We start from the raw sequence: 17,388 nt of genomic DNA on the forward strand, positions 1-17,388 counted from the left end.
TCTGAGCCGATCTTCCCACTGCGCGGCGGGTACGGGAGCCCGTACCCGCCGAGAATAGGAGCCGCATAGGGTGATACCCGTGGATTTCGAGGTGCTGGGAAGGAAGGGCTGTGCTGCCTGAGGTGGAGGCATGGCTGGGCAGGCGCACCTCGTCGTCGGATGACTGGTCCCTGCCCTGGTTGCTCAAGGCCAAGGGGAACAGCACGATCAGTGTCGTGCTTCCCGCGCGTGACGAGGCCGAGACGGTCGGTGAGATCGTCACGGCGATCCGTCGCGACCTGGTCGAGAGGACCCCGCTCGTCGACGAGATCGTGGTCATCGACTCACGCTCCGTGGACGAGACCGCGGCGCGCGCCGCGCAGGCCGGGGCCAGGGTGGTCGCCCAGGACGAGATCCTGCCGGACCTGAAACCGCTGGACGGCAAGGGGGAGGCCCTGTGGAAGTCCCTCGCGGTGACCTCGGGCGACCTGCTGGTCTTCGTCGACGCCGACCTGCGTGAGTTCCGCACGTCGTTCGTGACCGGGCTGCTCGGCCCGCTGCTCGACGATCCCGGTGTGGTCTACGTCAAGGGCTGCTACGACCGGCCGCTGCAGAACGTGCAGAGCGGGGGCGGGCGGGTCACCGAGCTGGTCGCCAGGCCGCTGCTCAACCTGCACTGGCCGCTGCTGGCCGGATTCGTGCAGCCCCTGGCGGGTGAGTACGCCGGGCGGCGCTGCGTGCTTGAGCGGGTCCCCTTCGTCACCGGCTACGGAGTCGAGCTGGCGCTGCTGGTCGACCTGCTCGAACTCGTCGGCCTCGACGCCCTGGCCCAGGTCGATCTGGGCAGGCGTGTCCACTCCCACCAGTCGACCGAGGCGCTCGGCGGGATGGCCGCGCAGATCCTGCAGACCGCCTGGTCCCGCCTGGAACGGCACAACAAGATGGTCTCGCTGCACACGCCCTCGCCCCGGCTGGCCCAGTTCCGCAGGGGGGCGCACGGCCACCAGGTGACCGTGCGCGACGTGGCCGTGGCCGAGCGGCCCCCGATGGCCACCGTCGAGGGACGGCGCCCGGCGAAGTGACCGGCCCGCGCGGGCGGCGGGGTTACGCGCCGCGCCGGTTGGCCAGCCGCCACCCGGCCAGCGCCAGTGCGGCCAGGACCAGCGCCCCGGCCACGTAGACCCACGGAGACGGCGAGGAGCCCCCGCCCGAGGAGGCGGCGGGGGCGGGGGTCACGGGGGTGGTGGTGACAGTGGGACGGGTGGGCGTGCCGAGCGCGGACAACAGGGCCGCGGGCAGCGGCTGCCCCTCGATCCCGTCGTCCGCGACCAGCGCCCCCGTCCCGGCGCGCACCCGGTGGTCGCCGTCGCACAGCGCCGTGTGCAGCGGCAGCCCCGGCTCGGTCGGAATCATGCCGCTCTCCCTGGAGGACGCGAACACCAGGTACCGGGCCCCCTGCTCGAAGTTGTAGCCGCAGGCCGCGCTGTCGGCGTTGGTCGTCACCTGGTACTCGGTCAGTGCCTGCCCCTTGTAGACCTGGTCGGCCTTGAAGGTGTAGACGACCGGCGCGGGCACGGACGCGTCGGTCTTGGCCGGGCGGGAGGCGAGCACCGTCCCGGTGAAGACGACACTCGCGTTCCCTACCTGTTCCGTGGGTTGGAGCGGGGCGCAACTGCAGGCGCACGCGGTGCCGGGAAAGGCCACGATGGCGGCGGCCAGCAGGAGGAGGACGGTGACGACCCTGTTAATCATGTCCTCATCACGTATCCCGGCGCCCGGCGGTTCGCCCGCGGGCTCATTCCTCCGGCGTGGGGCGGTCGTGACGGGGCGTTCTGTACCAGACGACCGCGCCGATCGCCGCGAGTGCCGCCAGGGCGGCCCAGATCCACCAGGGGATGCCGCTCGGAGCCTCCTCACCCGCCGCGGCGGGTGCCGGTGAGGCCGAGACCTGGACCGCGGAGGCGGTGGGCGCGACGGATTCACCCGGTGCTGACGGCTCTCCGGAACCGGTCACGGTGAAGGGGATCTCGCCCTCGATGGGGTGGCCGTCCGAGGAGACGACCCGCCAGGCGATCACGTATCCACCCGGGGCCAGCGGCTGTGTCACGTCGGCGGTCACCTTCGGTCCCTCGGTGCGCGGCGTGCCCAGGGGCGCCTGTGTGTTGTCCGTCCGGCGCAGGACGACGGCGGGGAAGTGGACCCGGGAGCTGAAGACCAGCTCGATCCGCTCGGGGGAGGACACCTCGGCGTTCTTCGCCGGGGAACTGCTGCGCAGCTGGTCGTGGGCGAGGGCCGCGGGGGCGGTCAGGGCGAGGAGGACCCCGCAGCCCGCGACCGCCAGGACCATTCTGCGTATGAACTGCGGCAGATATGCCATAACGGACTCCATGGAGACTTCCGGACGCGCGATCGGCGCGGCCGGGCAAGGCGGAAGGCACCCCCGGCAGGGGCACCCGATCACGGGGCGTGCCGGCCACCGGACCCGCCAGGGTCTCCCTCAGCCGGCGCGCGGAAGCGCGGGCGGCCCGCGCCTGCGCGGAACCGGGCAGGCCCACCCGCTCGGGAGGGGCACGGCCTCGACGAACGGCACGAGAACGGGAACGGCCGCGGGTGTCCAGGTGGCGGCGAGCACCGGAAGGATCGGGAGCCGCGCGCCGTACACGCGGATCATGAGCCACAGGGCGCTCTCGCCGCGCCACAGCCACCAGCCGGTCAGCAGCGCCGCCGCGAGGTGGACCGCCGTCATGCCGGGCCGGGCGTGCCCGTGGGCCAGCGGGATCACCGGGTACGGCACGGGCGCGGCCCGGCTGAACAGCTCGTGCAGCAGGACCTGCGCGCCCACGCTCGCGGGAAGCACGACCTGCGGGCCGCGCTCGTGCCCGTTGAGGGCGTAGCCGAGGCAGAGGGCGACGATCCCCCCGAGGACGGCCGTGTACGGCGGCACCGCCCCGCCCCCGGCCAGGGCGTGGCCACCGCCGGAGACCACGAGGCACAACGTCGCGAAGACGAGTGCCCGCGGCAGACGGAGCGCTGACGCCACTGGGGCCATGACCGTCATCCTGTCAGCCGGGTCAGGCCCCGAGAAGACCGGGGGACGTCGCCGCTGGGCTAGCCTGAGGCGCGATGAACCGTTTGACGACCTCAAGGGGCGAGTTCGAACTCGCCCGTTTCCCCGAGCGCTCCCGGCAGGAGCTACGCGCCTGGGACGCCGCCGACGAGTATCTCCTGCGGCACCTCGAAGGGGCGGACGGCGAGCCGGTCGCCCTGTCCGGCACGGTGGTCGTGTCCGGTGACCGGTGGGGAGCCCTGGCCACCGCGCTGGCCGCCCACCGGCCCGCGCCCGTGCAGATCACCGACTCCTTCCTCGCCCAGGAGGCGACCCGGGCGAACCTCGCCCGCAACGGGATCGATCAGGACGCCGTCCGGCTCCTGTCGACCGGGGACACGCCCCCGGAGCGGATCGACGTGCTGCTGGTCAGGGTGCCCAAGAGCCTGGCACTCCTGGAGGACCAGCTGTGCCGTCTGGCCCCGGCCGTGCACCCGGGCACCGTCGTCGTCGGCACCGGGATGGTCACCGAGATCCACACCTCGACGCTGCGGCTGTTCGAGCGCGTCCTCGGGCCGACCAGGACGTCGCTGGCGGTCAGGAAGGCACGGCTGATCTTCTGCACGCCGGAGCCGCGCCCGGCCCCGGCCGTCAACCCCTGGCCGCTGAGCTACACGCTGCCCGACGACGTCGGAGCGGTCTCCGGCCTGACCGTCGTCAACCACGCGGGCGTCTTCTGCGCCGACCGCCTCGACATCGGCACCAGGTTCTTCCTGAGGAACCTTCCCAGTCGCAAGGGGCCGGAGCACGTGGTCGACCTGGGTTGCGGCAACGGGGTCGTCGGCCTGGCCGTGGCGCTGGCCGACGAGGAGGCGCGGGTGACCTTCGTCGACGAGTCCCACCAGGCGGTCGCCTCGGCGCGGGCCACGTTCCTGGCCAACGACGTCCCCGCCCCGGACAGGGCGGAGTTCCTCGTCGGCGACTGCCTGTCCGGGACACCCGCCGGATCGGTCGACCTGGTGCTGAACAACCCGCCCTTCCACAGCCACCGGGCGACGACCGACGAGACCGCCTGGCGGATGTTCACCGGCGCCCGCGCCGCACTGCGCCGCGGAGGTGAGCTGTGGGTCGTGGGAAACCGGCACCTCGGCTACCACGTGAAGCTGCGCAGGCTCTTCGGCAACTGCGAGGTCGTCGCGAGCGACCCGAAGTTCGTCGTCCTGCGGGCCGCCAAGCGCTGACGCCGTACCGGGCCGGTCCCGCACCGCCGCACGGCCCACGCCAGGTAGGCGGGTGTCTCGTCGGTGACGACGCGTTCGACGCCGTAGCCCGCCAGGCGCCGCCACGCGGCGGGGTCGTTGGGGGTCCAGGCGTAGACGGCGACCCCGGCCCGCGCGTACGCGCGGGCCAGCTTTCCGGTGAGCCTGTCGTGACGGATTCCGACGAAGGCGAACCTCCTGGCCAGCGAGACCGGAGGGGCCGTCCTGGCCAGCAGGCCCCGGCGCGCGTGGATGGAGCGCACCGCCCGCAGCGTGTCCGGGGAGAACGACATCAGGCTCGCCCACCGGTAGGCGTTCAGCCGGCGGTACTCGCCGGAGAGGGAACGCAGGTCCGCCGCGTCCGGGACCTCCTTGAGGTCGAGCAGCGTCCGGCCGCCTGCCGCGCGCAGGAGCCGCAGCGCCTCGTCCAGCGTCGCGGGCCGCTCGCCGCCCAGGGTGCGCAGCGCGCGGAAACGGGACAGGGTCATGCCGGAGACCCGTCCCGTGCCCGTGGTCGTCCGGTCGACCGTGGCGTCGTGCATCAGCACCGGCTGGTGGTCCCTGGTGAAGTGGACGTCCAGCTCGACCTGTCCGGACCCCGCCGCCAGGGCGTCGCGGAAGGCCCTGAGGGTGTTCTCCGTGCCCGGCGGGCCGTACCCGCGGTGGGAGACGACGGCGGGCGCCGGGCACCCGGCCGGCACCGGGGGGAGGGAGGCGGTCCGCTCACCGCCCCGGCCGAGCGTCACGACGGCCAGCGCGGCGAGCACCAGCGTCCCGCGCGCGAGCCTGACGGCGGCCGGGCTACCAGAGGACACGAGGGTGGATGTCGGACCGGGGAACAGGAAGCCGGGGAATGGTACACACAGTTATTGACTGTAACTGTGTGTCATCAATCCGCAAAGGGCCGGTCATGCCCGGTACGGCCGCCGGCCTGGGCCGGCGGCCGTACCGGGTCACCGGTCATCGGTCGCCGCGTACCTCGACCCGCTGCCTGCGGTAGTTCGCGCCCGGTCCGCCCGGGCGGTAGCCGCGCTCCACGTTGCCCGCGATGTCCACGGAGAACCAGTGCACCTCGGTCGTACGGTCGACCGTGATCCGCTGCGCCCCCTCACGCGTCCCGGCGGCGACGAGCTTGGGAGAGTTCAGCGTCGGCCTGCTGCCGTCCAGCGTGTAGTAGACGTTCGCGGGCTCGTCGGTGGTGAAGGTGAACGTGGCCGAGGCGCCGGTCCTGCCGGTCACCTTCAGCTCGGAGCCGGGACGCCGCCGGTCGCCCGAGTAGGCCCTGGCGACCTCCAGGATGGCGATCTGGCCGCTGGAGAACTCCATCGCCTCCTCGTGCCCCTCGGCGAACGGAGGCTGGAAGCCCACCGGCTGGAAGCGCTTGGTCGCCGGGTCGTAGAGGTCGGCGCCGACCTCGAAGTCCCAGCCGATGATGCCGCGGTTGTACCAGTGCTCGTCGGCGCTGTTGCCCGCCGCCGAGTACAGCACGTCCGGCACCGGCCCGGTACGGCCGGGCCAGATCGCGGTGCCGCGCCTCTCCTGCACCGCGGACAGGATGTGCCGGGAGGACTCCCAGAAGTAGTTCTCCGTGCCCAGATCGGTCCGCGGCAGCGTCTCGCGACCGGCCTCCTTGTAGGCGCCGGGAGGCCACATGAAGTAGCCGCCGTAGGAGTGGGTGTTCATCGCGAACTTGATGTTGGGGTACTTCCTGGTGAGCCAGACCTGGTTGCGGTCCTCGGGCTCCGACAGCTCGGACGGGCCCGCGAACACGCCGCTGGTGCAGTCGGAGGAAGCCCCGAGGTAGCCGTCGAACATGGAGCCGACGGAGAAGTTGCGGTTCAGGTCGACGCCCCACGAGTTGCGCGAGGCCGGGTCGGCGGCCTTGGCCGGGCAGTGGTTGGTCATGTTCTTGCGCTGCATGTTGTAGTCGTAGAAGCTGTAGTGCCCGCCGTCCGGGTTGGACGTCGGCAGGATGAAGATGTCGAGGTCGTCGACGATCCTCCTGGTCCGCGGGTCGTGCGCGTAGTTGCGCAGCAGCCGTTCCGCCGTCTCCACGCAGACCAGCGGGGTCACCCACTCACGGGCGTGCTCCTGGCAGTAGAGGAAGACTCCGACCTTCGGACCGCCCCGTTTGGTGCCGACGCGCAGCGCCTTCATCTGGAACGGCTCACGTGAGACGCTCTGCGGCGCCTTCAGGCCGTCGGTCAGCCGGGTCGCGGGGGCCGCGGCGACCAGACCGCCGCCCTGGTCGCCCCGGTAGGTGGCGGCGGTCAGCAGCGCCGAGGCCGCGGTGTTCGCGTTGAGCGCGTCGACCACCTGACGGGCGGTGCTGGAGATCGCGCCGGAGGCGTCGGTGGCCAGGCCGACCACGACGTCCTTGCCGGTGACCGTGACGCTCAGCGGGGAGGAGGCGGCCTCGGGGCGGGTCAGGGCGAGGCTGACGTCGTTGCCGCCCTGCGAGCCGTACGCGGTCGAGGTCACGTAGAACGTGCTCGCCGCGCCCGTGCCGAACTGCGCCTGCGCGGCCCTGCGGTAGCCGTTCGTCTTGTACGGCAGGTCGATGATCTGGGTGATCCTGGGGAACTCGGCGGCCAGGGCGGTGATCCGGCCGGTGACCTCGGTCGGGTCCATGTAGTGGTCGACGAAGTCGGAGACGTAGTGCCCGCCGGGCGGTGTGCGCCGTTCGCCGAGCCACTTGGTGACCGGGACCGTGACCGAGCCGCCGCGGCTGCTCTTGATCGTCACGCGCGAGGGGGCCTGCGTCACCGGCAGCGGGTAGTCGAAGCGGTGGTACATGTACTGTCCGGCGTCGGTGAGGCGTGACAGCGTGGCCGTTCCGCCCGAGTCGGGGGGAGTGCCCCGCCCCGAGTCCCAGGTGGCCGTGAGCACGGTCTCGGCGTCGGTCGCGCTCGACTTGACCTCGACCGAGAGGAACCGCCGGTCGTCGGTGCTGGTGAACCACTCCGCGCGCAGCGGGGTCAGGGTGTCGTTCTGCTGCGCGGCGGTGACCGCGGCCGACATCGCGGTCCGCCGTTCCGCCTGGTTCGCCGCGAAAGCGGCCTGGCCGGGCACGGCGTCACGGACGTCGAAGCCCTGCCCGCGCAGCTCCCGCGCCTCCTGGGGGCTGAGTACGGCGTGCACCTCGATCCCGTCGTCGACGGCCTTGCGGTACTCCGCGAGGTCGACGCCCAGGGCGTTGAGGCGGTCGACGGCCGCCTGGCCGGGGACGACGACCCGCAGCAGGGCGACCCCGTCCTGCGTGGTGCTCGGCTGCCGGTCGGGGACCACCTCGCCGCCGGACGGGGCCGGGGGAGGGGGGCTGGCGAGCACCGGGGTGGCGCCGAGCGCCAGGACGACGGGCAGGACGAACGCGGCCACGACGCGGCCGCTCCCTCTGCCGTTGAGAGAACTTCTCATGCGAGATTCCTCCAGTTGGTGCGCTCGGCCGAGTAGGGGGTGTCACGGAATGAGCACACAATCGGAGGGAAATCTTGATCGATAAGATCATCTTCGTCAAGTCCCCCGGTTCGGACGGCGTAGGGTTATACGATTCCCATTCGATTGAAGTGAAATTTCATTATGTGTCGTTTGGATTGTGCTATCCGGGATGGCCTGGACGCCTGCGGCCATGGGCCTCGGGGGTGTGTGTTCGGGGGTGTGGCCAGGCCGTCCGGCGTTTTTTCTCGGGGCGTGGCCGGTCTTCGCTGGATTTCCCGGGATATGGGTCTTCGCTTTACGGATGAGCTCCTTCGTCGGAGAACGCGTGTTCCGGATGCCCAGAAAGGCCGTGTCGCCTCATGACCGCCGGGTGTGGAACACCGGGAAAACATGCTCTGTCATTTCCTTTGTCGGAACGTGGGGCCGTTGACCGCGTCCCTCCTGGAGCTCCCCGGGCCGCCGTCGCGACGTGCTCGACTTCCGCGTCCTCGGCGCGGTTCCCCCGCAGGGAGATCGCGATGCCGGGGGAGGCACGCCTGGCGCGGTCGTTGCGTACCACCCACGTGAAGATCCGTTTCCGGATGTCGGGAGGGCCCCGCGTGACGTTTCCCCCATAGGGGATGGTTCCGTCGGTCGTTCCGTGGACGTCGATGACCGAGATGGCACGAGCGGGACCGCGGTCGTCGCCGGTACCGGGGCAGAAGGCCCGGCCACCGGTATGATCGCGGCGATCCGGACGGCCATGCGGCAGGCCGGAAGCCCGGTGAACCCGTCGCCGGTCGACACAGAGTCCGTTCTCCGGGATGTTCAGCGGGGTGGAGGTGAAGGTCCGGTACTCCAGCCGTGGAGCGTGATCGGGCAGGGCGGTGGTTTGCCCGCGGACAGGCCTGGTGACAGTGTTCGTTCCCATGCTTGTCGTGGCGCCGGGGTCGCTTCGGATTCCCGGAGCCGCGGACCCGGCAGGACGGAGGGGCGAGGTCGACATGGCGGAGCCGGTTCCCGGGCAGGCGGCGGCCACGCCGGCTGATGTGGCGCGCGCCCGGGCCGAAATCGGGCCGGGCCTTCCGGCTCCGCTGGTGGCTCTGTGGAAGGTGAAGGACGGCCTGGCGACCGATGCCGGTGTGACCGTGTACCCGGCTGGGTGCGTCGGTGAACGCAACGCCACCTACGACGTCACGCGGTGCGCACCGGGTTTCGTCCTCATCGGCGACGACAGCGGTGGCCGCGGGTTTCTCCTGCGCGCCGGTGATCCGTGCTCCGCCGTGTTCTCGTCAGACCTGGGCGACCTGGGCCCCGAGGACTTCGAGGTCGAGGCCGTGGACCTCACGTCCTGGATCGAATCGCTCTGCCCTGACCTCTTCCGCTGTGGACCGCCCACGGTTTCCGGCCCGCGAACAACGCCGGACGGTTGACCCGACGGGCTTCTACAGGCCGAGTTTGCGCACCTGGTCCGTCACGGCTGTCAGGAGGGCGGTCAGCGCGGGAGTGGGCGGGGTGTCCCGGGTGACGGCGACCAGGCGGCGTCTGAGGGTGGTTCCTGCGATGTCCCGGATCGCGAGGGCGGGGTCGTCGCCGGGCAGGCTCAGGGTCGGCATGAGGGCGACGGCGGTCGCGGCGCGGACGAGTTCGAGTTGGACGTCGGCGTCGCCGGAGCGGTGCCGGATGTCGGGCTCGTAGCCGCCGAGGGCGCGGCAGGTCCCGACGACCATGGCGTGGTGACCGGTGCCCTCGGCCGAGGCGGCCCAGATGTCGGATCGCAGGTCGGTGAGCGCCACGGGTCTCCCGGGCCGGGCGAGCCGATGCGCGGCCGGCAGCACGATCTTCAGGTGTTCTTCGAGCAGAAGCGTGAAGCGGAGCCCGGCCGGGCGAGGGCGGGGGTGGCTGTCGTACTCGTCGCCGATGACGAGGTCGACCGCGCCCAGGCGTAGACCCGGCAGGGACTGTTCGAGCTCCAGCTCGAAGATCTCCACGCGAACCTGCGGGTGGTCCGCCTTCATGCGGGCCACCGCCGGGATGAGGAGGCGGCGGGCCGCCGATTGCAGGCCGCCGGCGCGGACAGTGCCCCGGATGACGCCGCTGAGGGTGGCAAGGTCGGCCTCCGCAGCCTCGGCGGCCGAAAGCAACACCCGCGCGTGCTGAGCGAGCAGGCGTCCGGCGTCGGTAAGCCGCACACCGCGCCCGGCCTTGTCGAGCAGCCGGGCGCCGGTTTCCCTCTCCAGCAGGGCGAGCTGCTGGGAGACCGTGGAGGGGCTGTAGCCAAGGGCCGCGGCGACCGCGGCCAGGGTGCCTCGTTCCTCGAACTCCCGCAGAAAGCGCAGCCGTCGAAGGTCCAGCTCGATCATTCGGAAACCCTAACGGGTCACCTCCAGGAATCATCGCTGGACCCGATGGGTCAGGTGTCCAATCCTTGGGCGCATGGGTGCAGCACTGTGTCTTCTGTCCGCGGCCTGCTTCGGCGCCATGGCGATCTTCGGCAAGCTCGCCTACGACGCCGGTGTCTCCCCCGGGGCGCTGCTGCTGGTGCGCTTCGCCCTGGCCGCCGTCCTGCTCGGGGTCGTCCTGCTGGTACGGCCGGGGCTGCGCCGCGCCGCCTCCGGCTCCCCCCGGGGTGAGGCGGCCGGTCGGCCGGCGATGACGCGCGGCCGGGTGACGGCCGTCGCCGTCGGCCTGGGTGCCGTCGGGTACGCCACGCAGGCGAGTCTGTTCTTCTCCGCGCTGCGGCTGATGGACGCGTCCCTGCTGGCTCTGATCCTCTACACCTACCCGGTCATGGTCACCGTGGTGGCGGTGCTGCTCGGCCGTGACCGGCTCACCCCCGCACGCGGAGCGGCGCTGGCGGCCGCCTCGGGCGGAACGCTTCTGGTCCTGCTCGGCGCCGGCGGCGTGAGCTTCCACCCGCTCGGGGCGCTGCTGGCCTTCACCTCCGCGATCACCTACACCGTCTACATCCTCGTCGCCGACACCGTCGTGCACCGGCTGGCACCGGTGGCGCTGTCCGCGCTGGTGATGACCGGTGCGGCCGGCACCCTCGGCGCCCGCGCCCTGCTCACCGGCGGCGTCGATCTCCGTTTCGGGGCGCCGGGATGGCTCTGGCTGGCCTGCATCGCCGTGGTCTCCACCGTCGTGGCGATGCTGACCTTCTTCGCCGGGCTCAGGCGCACCGGCCCGTCGACCGCCGCCATCATGTCCACCTTCGAGCCCGTCGTCACCGCCGCGCTGGCCGCTGTCTTCCTCGGCGAGTCCCTGACCCCGGTGCAGCTCGCCGGCGGCGCGCTGGTGTTGTCGTCCGTGGCCGTCCTCCAGCTCCGGCGCGCCGGTGCCCGCACGAACCCCTCGCCCGCGGCGGTCCGGCGGGCAGGACCCGTCCGACGCCCTGGGAGTGCCGGACCGTCTCCTGGCGCCGAGCTACATGCGCGTCCCGTGCGATGCGGGCCCGATCACCCCTGACCACCTCGACGGGCCGGTCGGCCGGTTGCCCGCCTGATCCGGTCCGGCGCGACCACACAGCCGTCCGGGCGGTCGTCCGGCCCGCCGGTCACGGCCTTCTGGCCAGCCACACGGTCCTTGTGGTACGGACGGTGAGGTCCGTCCGCCGCAGCACGCACTCCGGGCCGTCGCCGTCGAGGAGAACGTCGAGCGCGGCCAGGTCGTCGGCGTCCAGCAGGTTCTCGACGCCGGAGCGGACGCGCCGCAGGGTCGCCAGGGCGTAGCGGCCCGTCGCGGCGGGCAGTGGCGGCCGCAGGTCGATGGCGAAGTTCCGCTCGGTCTCGACGGTGAACCCCGCCTCGGCCAGCGGAGCCCCCCAGTCGGATCCCAGGAGCGGCATGTGCTCGGCGCGCATCTCCGCCAGGAGGGCGTGACAGCGCGCCTCAAGCCCGGGACGGCCGACGCCCTGGTCGTCGGGCAGGAAACGCGGCATCGGCAGGGAGTCCATTTCGAGTACGGCCAGCAGCCCTCCGGGTCTGAGGGCCGCGTGGACGTCGGCCAGGACGCGGCCGGGGTCCGCCATGTGGTGCATGGAGGCCGAGGCCCAGACCAGGTCGACGGCGCCGACGGACGGCCAGGCGGTGTCCAGGTCCGCCTGGACGGTGCGGACCCGCCGGTCGAGGCCGAGGGCGCGGGCCCGGTCCGTGAGGCGGCGCAGCATGTGCTCGTCCTGGTCGAGGGCGATCCCCTCGGCCTCCCCGAACCGCGCGAGCAGCGTCAGGACGCCGGTTCCCGTGCCACTGCCCAGGTCGAGGATCGTACGGGGCGGCGAGTCCGCGGCCAGTCCGGCGATCAGGTCCGTCACCTCGGCCAGGTGGGCGTGCAGGACCTCCGCGTCCAGATCGAGCAGCTCGGCCATGCCCGAGCCGTCGTGGTCGGCGGTGGCGTGGTGATGATGGTGGTGGTGAGGGTTTCCCATGAGGGAACCCTACGAGGAGTTTGCGTCGATGACATACCATCTTGCGTATGAAGCAAGACGGTGATCTCGACAGCGTGGTGCGCGGGCGGATCAGAGGGCTGCGCGTGGCCAGGGGCTGGTCGCTCGACGACCTGGCGGGCCGCTGCTACCTGAGCCCCTCGACCCTGAGCCGCATCGAGACCGGCCACCGGCGCATCAGCCTCGACCAGCTCAGCGCGATCGCCCGGGCCCTGGGCACCACCATCGACCAGCTCGTCGAGCCCGTGGGCGACGAGGACGTGGTGATCAGGCCGAGGCACGACGAGGGGCGGGGGCTGACCACCTGGATGCTGGGCGGACGCGACGGGCCGCACGGGGTGACCGTTGCGAAGATGCGCGTCACCAAGCCCGTACGGCGCGGCGTCGACGAGCTGAAGGTCCACCCCGGCAGAGACTGGTTCACCGTCCTGTCCGGAACCCTCACGCTGCTGCTGGGGGAGCGGACCATCAGGGTCGAGGCCGGGCAGGCGGCCGAGTTCTCCACCATGATCCCGCACGCCTTCGGGGCCGAGGACGGCCCGGCGGAGATCCTGTGCGTCCTCGACCACGAGGGGCAGCGCACCCACCTGTGGCAGCTGCCCTGACCGGCCCGGCCGTACCCATGACATGAGGTCCGGGGTAGGGCCGGGCCGGCCCGCGGCGTCACGCCACGGCGGGCCTGAGCGCGTCCGGGGTGTACAGCGCCGCCAGTTCGGCGGCGATCTCGGCCGGTGTGGGCAGCGCCTCGATCTCGGCCCTGACCTCGTGCGCCGTCGCGCGCAGCGCCTCGTCGGTCAGCAGGCGCTCGATCAGCGGCACCTGCAGGTCACCGATCAGTGTGGTGAGCGCGCTGCCCCTGGCGGCCAGCGTCTCGGCGTTGATGTGCCGGTCGGCTCCGTTGGGCAGGATGAGCTGCGGAACGCCCAGCGCGGAGCAGGTCAGGGTGGTGCCCGCGCCGCCGTGGTGGATGGCCGCCGCGCTGCCGCGCAGCAGAGCCCCGAGCGGCACCCAGCCGGTCACCCGGACGTTCGGCGGCAGGGGCGTGGACCACGAGGTCTCGCCGGAGCCCGTGGCGATCACGAACTCCGCGTCCACCGCCTCGGCCGCCTCGATGATCGGGGCGAACTCGCCGAGCCCGTGGGTCTCGGGAACCACCGTGCCCAGGGTGACCGCGACCCGGGGCCGGTCGCCCTCGTCGAGCAGCCACTCGGGCAGCAGCCCGCCGCCGTTGTAGGGCGTGTAACGCATCGACCACCGGGGCCGGGGCCCGATCTCCAGGGAGGACGGGACGACGCCGATCGTCTCGACGCCCTTGGGCACCGTGACACCGTGGCGCAGGAACGCCTCGTTCGCGGGCGCCTGATCGAAGACCTCGGGCTCGAACCCACCGACCCCGTAGCTGTGCGCGACACACGGCACGCCCAGCTTGGCGGCGGCCACCGGCCCCGCGGTGAAGATCGGGTCGTAGACGATCAGGTCAGGGCGCAGGCGCTCGGCGAGCCTGACGTGCCCGTCCACGTAGCCGTCCCACATCGCGACGACAAGCGGCTTGATCTGCTCCAGCTCCTCGGGACTGATGCCCTCCCGGGGCTGCTGGAGACGCTCGGCCGCGGGACCCTCCTTGAAGTCGGCGATCATCCGCGCCGTGGTGAGGCCGGGTACGGCGTCCAGTGTGAGGAACCCGGCGTCGCGGACCGCGAGGGCGTCCCCGGCGGCGGCGAAGGTGACCTCGTGGCCGGCGAGGCGGAACGCCCACGCGAGCGGCACCATGGGAAACACATGCCCGATTCCCGGAGCAGGTACGAAAAGCACGTGCATTTCTGACAGGTCCCCTCTGTCGTTTGACACCCTGTTTTCTTGACCTTGCTCTTCCGGGGTCAAGTCAACCGAATCCCACACGTGTTGATCAAGAGCCACCCGGGTGACTTCTCACGGGAGTCAGGGCACCAGGACGATCTTGCCGCGTCCGTGCCCCTCCTCACTGAGCCGGTGCGCCCCCGCGGCGTCGGCCAGCGGGAGGACGGCGCGGACCGGCAGGGCGAGGGTCCCTGCCGCGTGCAGGGCCAGAGCCCGTGCCACGGCCTGGACACCGTGGCTCTCCCCCTCGCCGCCCCCGGTGAAGCGCGTCCCGGTCTCGACGGCCTCCGGCACGCTCACGATGCCGACGATCCGCTCGGGGCCACCGAGGAGGCCGACCGAACCGGCCAGCGCGCCCCCGGCCGCGTCCAGCACGGCGTCCACCCCCTGGGGCGCCACCTCACGAACCCGGTCGAACACCCCCTCTCCATAGGAGACAGGAACCGCGCCGAGCTCACGCAGGTAATCGTGGTTCGCCGCGCCGGCCGTACCGACGACACGGGCGCCGGACGCGACCGCGAACTGCACCACCAGGCCGCCGACACCGCCGGCGGCCCCGTGGACCAGCAGGGTCTCCCCCGCACCGACCTTGAGGAGGTCCAGCACCCGGTTGGCCGTCTCCGCCGAGGTGTACAGCCCGGAGGCGGCCTCCCAGGACAGGCCGGCCGGTTTGGCGGAGAGCAGGGCGGCGTCGGCGAGGGCGTACTCGGCGTACCCGCCCGCGACCGGGCCGAGGACCTCGTCCCCGGCCGCCCAGGCGCTCACGCCCTCGCCGACCGCCACCACCTCACCGGCCGCCTCGCCTCCCGGCGTGTACGGCAGGTCGACCGGCAGGAACTCCTTGAGCAGTCCGGCCCGGATCTTCCAGTCGACCGGGTTGACCCCGGCGGCGCGCACCCGCAGCAGCACCTGGCCGGGACCGGGGGAGGGGACGGGCACCTCGGCGAGCCGCAGTTCCTCGGCGCCGCCGTAGGAGGAGACGACGACGGCCCTGCCGACGGTGGGGAAGGACGAAGAGGACATGACACTCCTTGAGCCTTGATCGGGGTGCGCGGGCGGTGCGCCCGCGCACCGGGACACGGCCGAAACGGTCTCATCCCCCGAGACGGACGAGAAGCGGAGTGTTTTCCCTAGGATCGAAAATCCTAGTCTCAGAGTCGGGATTTCCGGAGGGCACCCCACGGGCGGAGACCCGTCCGCGGGGTGCGGCCGTCAGCAGGAAAGGGCCCCGGTCAGGGCAGCGTCCGCAGGTAGGTCGGCGGCTTGCGCACCTGGCTCGCCTGCTCGAACGCGTAGCTGATGGCGATCAGCGTCGGCTCGGAGAAACGGCCGCCGAAGAACGTCACGCCGAGCGGCAGCACGTCCTTGGCGTATCCACCGGGGACCGTGACCGCCGGGTAGCCCGCCATGGCCGAGGGCGAGGAGGTGGCGACGAAGTCGGTGAAGTCGTCACCCTTGGTCAGATTGGTCACCCAGGCCCCGTTGTTGGTCGGGGCGAGCACCGCGTCGAGCCGGTTGGCGGAGATCACGGAGTTGATCGCGTCACGGGAGAGCGAGGTCGCCTTCTCCCTCGCGGCGCGGTACTCGAAGTCGTTCAGGTCGCCGCTGGTCGCCTGCGCCTGCTCGAACAGCTCCTGCCCGAAGTAGCGGAGTTCGGTCGAGGCGTGCTTCTTGTTGAACTCGATCAGCCCGGCCAGGTCCGCCGGGTGCTTCCCGGGGGCCTCGGCCAGATAGGCGTTGACGTCGTGCTTGAACTCGTTCGTCAGAGCCGGGAACTCCTGCTCGGCCGCCTCGTCCGTCCCCGTCAGTTCGAGGTTGTCGACCACGGTCGCGCCGCGCGCCCTGAGCGTGGCGATGGTGGCGTCCAGGGCGGCGACCACCTCCCGCTTGTTCCCCGCGGCCGAACGCCAGACGCCGATGCGCTTGCCGGCGAGCGCGTCCGGCCGCAGCGCCTTGAGGTAGTCACGGTTGCCGCCCGGCACGGTGGCCGGATCGCGCGGGTCAACCCCCTGGATGACGGAGAGCACGGCGGCCGCGTCGGTGACGTTCCTGGTGAGCGGGCCCGCGGTGTCCTGGGCCAGGGAGAGCGGCACCACTCCGGCGCGGCTGACCAGGCCGACCGTCGGTTTGACCCCGACGACGCCGTTGATGCCGGCCGGGCAGACGATCGAGCCGTCGGTCTCGGTGCCGATGGTGACCGCGGCCAGGCTCGCGGCGGCGGCGACCCCGGAACCGCTGCTCGACCCGCAGGGGTTGCGGTCCAGGACGTAGGGGTTGTTGGTCTGGCCGCCGACCGCGCTCCACCCGCTTGAGGAGGCGCTGGAACGGAAGTTGGCCCATTCGGACAGGTTGGTCTTGCCGAGGATCACCGCGCCCGCCGCGCGCAGCCGCTGGACCAGGAAGGCGTCACGGGCCGGGCGGGAGCCGAGCAGCGCCAGCGAACCGGCGCTCGCGCGTCCGGTGGCGGCGATGTTGTCCTTGAGCAGGACGGGGATGCCCTCAAGGGGGCCGCGCGCGCCCTGGCGCCGCCGCAGGTCGCTCTGCTTGGCCTCCCGCAGCGCCGCGGGGTTGGTCGAGATGACCGCGTGCAGCAACGGGTCGACCGTACGGATCCGGTCGAGGTAGAAGCGGGTGAGCGCCACCGAGTCGAAGCGCTTCTGGTTCATGGCGCGCTGCATGTCCAGGACGGTCGCGCGGTCCAGGTCCAGGCCGCGCAGGACGGTGCTCGACGGGGGTACGGCCGCCTCGTGGGCGTGTGCCGGTGCGGCCACGGACAGCCCGGCGACGAGTGTCGCCGCCGCCAGCCATCGCGTGGAATGCGTGAAAGTCATGGACGACCAGCGTAGCGATCATGCTTTCTGAGGAAAATGTTTCCGGTTCATACTTTTGCCGGACAGGGGCCGCTGTGATGGGCTGACGGACCGCGGTCCGCGAGAGGAGGATCTCGCGGACCGCGACCTCTCAGAGACGGTGGACGGCTCCCCTGATCGACCCCTCAGCCGGTTCCTCAGCCAGGAGAGGGCTCGGCGAGCCGCCACCGACGAGCACCTCCGCCCAGAACACGAACCCCGCGACCACGTAGTCGGAGTTTCTGTCCGGGTCCAGGAGGAACATCCTCGCCTTTCCCCAGTTCTCTCCGACCCGGCGCTCCTCCGAGCGTGTCACCTCGGGATCGGCGACGGTGAGGCGCAAACCTGAGTGGAGGGCGGGCAGGGAGATCCGTGAGACATCCTGGAACAGGACGTCGAACACTCTCGGTCTCTCCTCGCCCTCGGGGTCGCCGTCGAAGCCTCGCAGGAGCACCTTGCCGTGCCCCACCTCGATCGCCCAGGGCTTGAACCGCCCCGGCAGGACGAGCGGGAGCCGTCCGTTCTCGATCGACACGT

16 protein-coding genes are annotated in these 17,388 nt (G+C 71.8%); 5 read left to right on the plus strand and 11 right to left on the minus strand.

All coding sequences use genetic code 11. The features are described from left to right. Positions 1-110 precede the first annotated feature (110 nt). Positions 111-1,061 (plus strand): glucosyl-3-phosphoglycerate synthase, encoded by a 951-nt coding sequence (locus tag ACIBVQ_RS05260; RefSeq protein WP_352009394.1) that lies wholly within the window; start codon positions 111-113, stop codon positions 1,059-1,061. 22 nt (positions 1,062-1,083) lie between these two features. On the opposite strand, the gene ACIBVQ_RS05265 is transcribed toward ACIBVQ_RS05260, so the two are convergent. From ACIBVQ_RS05265 to ACIBVQ_RS05275, 3 genes are all read right to left on the minus strand, one after another. Then, complete coding sequence (locus ACIBVQ_RS05265) at positions 1,084-1,731, minus strand: hypothetical protein (RefSeq protein ID WP_399175753.1); 648 nt, start codon at positions 1,729-1,731, stop codon at positions 1,084-1,086. Between the two features lie 43 nt (positions 1,732-1,774). After that, a complete protein-coding gene (locus ACIBVQ_RS05270) occupies positions 1,775-2,356 on the minus strand; it encodes a copper resistance protein CopC (RefSeq protein ID WP_399175755.1) in 582 nt (193 codons plus the stop codon). A 120-nt stretch (positions 2,357-2,476) separates the two neighbouring features. Then, entirely contained in the window at positions 2,477-3,028 is a 552-nt protein-coding gene (locus tag ACIBVQ_RS05275) for an MFS transporter (RefSeq protein ID WP_362916662.1), read from the minus strand. 74 nt (positions 3,029-3,102) lie between these two features. Between ACIBVQ_RS05275 and ACIBVQ_RS05280 the strand changes: the two genes are divergently transcribed. Continuing rightward, entirely contained in the window at positions 3,103-4,266 is a 1,164-nt protein-coding gene (locus ACIBVQ_RS05280; protein ID WP_399175758.1) for a methyltransferase, read from the plus strand. Here the strand turns inward: ACIBVQ_RS05280 and ACIBVQ_RS05285 are convergent. Next, positions 4,176-5,099: a glycerophosphodiester phosphodiesterase gene (locus tag ACIBVQ_RS05285; protein ID WP_399175760.1), complete on the minus strand. Its 924-nt coding sequence runs from the start codon at positions 5,097-5,099 to the stop codon at positions 4,176-4,178. The genes ACIBVQ_RS05280 and ACIBVQ_RS05285 overlap by 91 nt on opposite strands. Before the next feature lie 145 nt (positions 5,100-5,244). Then, positions 5,245-7,701 (minus strand): M14 family metallopeptidase, encoded by a 2,457-nt coding sequence (locus ACIBVQ_RS05290; RefSeq protein ID WP_399175762.1) that lies wholly within the window; start codon positions 7,699-7,701, stop codon positions 5,245-5,247. Between the two features lie 1,004 nt (positions 7,702-8,705). On the opposite strand from ACIBVQ_RS05290, the gene ACIBVQ_RS05295 reads away from it, so the two are divergent. Further along, entirely contained in the window at positions 8,706-9,134 is a 429-nt protein-coding gene (locus ACIBVQ_RS05295; protein ID WP_399175764.1) for a hypothetical protein, read from the plus strand. A gap of 12 nt (positions 9,135-9,146) precedes the next feature. Here the strand turns inward: ACIBVQ_RS05295 and ACIBVQ_RS05300 are convergent, their stop codons facing one another. After that, positions 9,147-10,064 (minus strand): LysR family transcriptional regulator, encoded by a 918-nt coding sequence (locus ACIBVQ_RS05300; protein WP_399175766.1) that lies wholly within the window; start codon positions 10,062-10,064, stop codon positions 9,147-9,149. 73 nt (positions 10,065-10,137) lie between these two features. Here ACIBVQ_RS05300 and ACIBVQ_RS05305 point away from each other — a divergent pair, with 73 nt between their 5' ends. Continuing rightward, entirely contained in the window at positions 10,138-11,169 is a 1,032-nt protein-coding gene (locus tag ACIBVQ_RS05305; RefSeq protein ID WP_399175768.1) for a DMT family transporter, read from the plus strand. A gap of 88 nt (positions 11,170-11,257) precedes the next feature. Here the strand turns inward: ACIBVQ_RS05305 and ACIBVQ_RS05310 are convergent, their stop codons facing one another. Next, positions 11,258-12,127 (minus strand): methyltransferase domain-containing protein, encoded by an 870-nt coding sequence (locus tag ACIBVQ_RS05310; RefSeq protein WP_362916648.1) that lies wholly within the window; start codon positions 12,125-12,127, stop codon positions 11,258-11,260. 47 nt (positions 12,128-12,174) lie between these two features. Between ACIBVQ_RS05310 and ACIBVQ_RS05315 the strand changes: the two genes are divergently transcribed. Next, entirely contained in the window at positions 12,175-12,750 is a 576-nt protein-coding gene (locus ACIBVQ_RS05315) for a helix-turn-helix transcriptional regulator (RefSeq protein ID WP_362916646.1), read from the plus strand. Between the two features lie 58 nt (positions 12,751-12,808). On the opposite strand, the gene ACIBVQ_RS05320 is transcribed toward ACIBVQ_RS05315, so the two are convergent. The 4 genes from ACIBVQ_RS05320 to ACIBVQ_RS05335 all read right to left on the minus strand — a co-directional run bounded on the left by ACIBVQ_RS05320 (position 12,809) and on the right by ACIBVQ_RS05335 (position 17,386). Then, positions 12,809-13,915 carry a nucleotide disphospho-sugar-binding domain-containing protein gene (locus ACIBVQ_RS05320; RefSeq protein ID WP_399175770.1) on the minus strand — a complete coding sequence of 369 codons (1,107 nt, stop codon included), beginning with the start codon at positions 13,913-13,915 and terminating at the stop codon, positions 12,809-12,811. Between the two features lie 168 nt (positions 13,916-14,083). Beyond that, positions 14,084-15,025: an NADP-dependent oxidoreductase gene (locus ACIBVQ_RS05325; RefSeq protein ID WP_399175772.1), complete on the minus strand. Its 942-nt coding sequence runs from the start codon at positions 15,023-15,025 to the stop codon at positions 14,084-14,086. A 209-nt stretch (positions 15,026-15,234) separates the two neighbouring features. Then, a complete protein-coding gene (locus tag ACIBVQ_RS05330) occupies positions 15,235-16,833 on the minus strand; it encodes an amidase (RefSeq protein ID WP_386189800.1) in 1,599 nt (532 codons plus the stop codon). A 130-nt stretch (positions 16,834-16,963) separates the two neighbouring features. Continuing rightward, on the minus strand, positions 16,964-17,386 hold the full coding sequence (locus ACIBVQ_RS05335) for a hypothetical protein (protein WP_352009410.1): 423 nt from the start codon (positions 17,384-17,386) through the stop codon (positions 16,964-16,966). Positions 17,387-17,388: the final 2 nt, after the last annotated feature.

Origin of the sequence: Streptosporangium sp. NPDC049376, assembly GCF_044466505.1 — a bacterium.
Lineage (GTDB): Bacteria > Actinomycetota > Actinomycetes > Streptosporangiales > Streptosporangiaceae > Streptosporangium.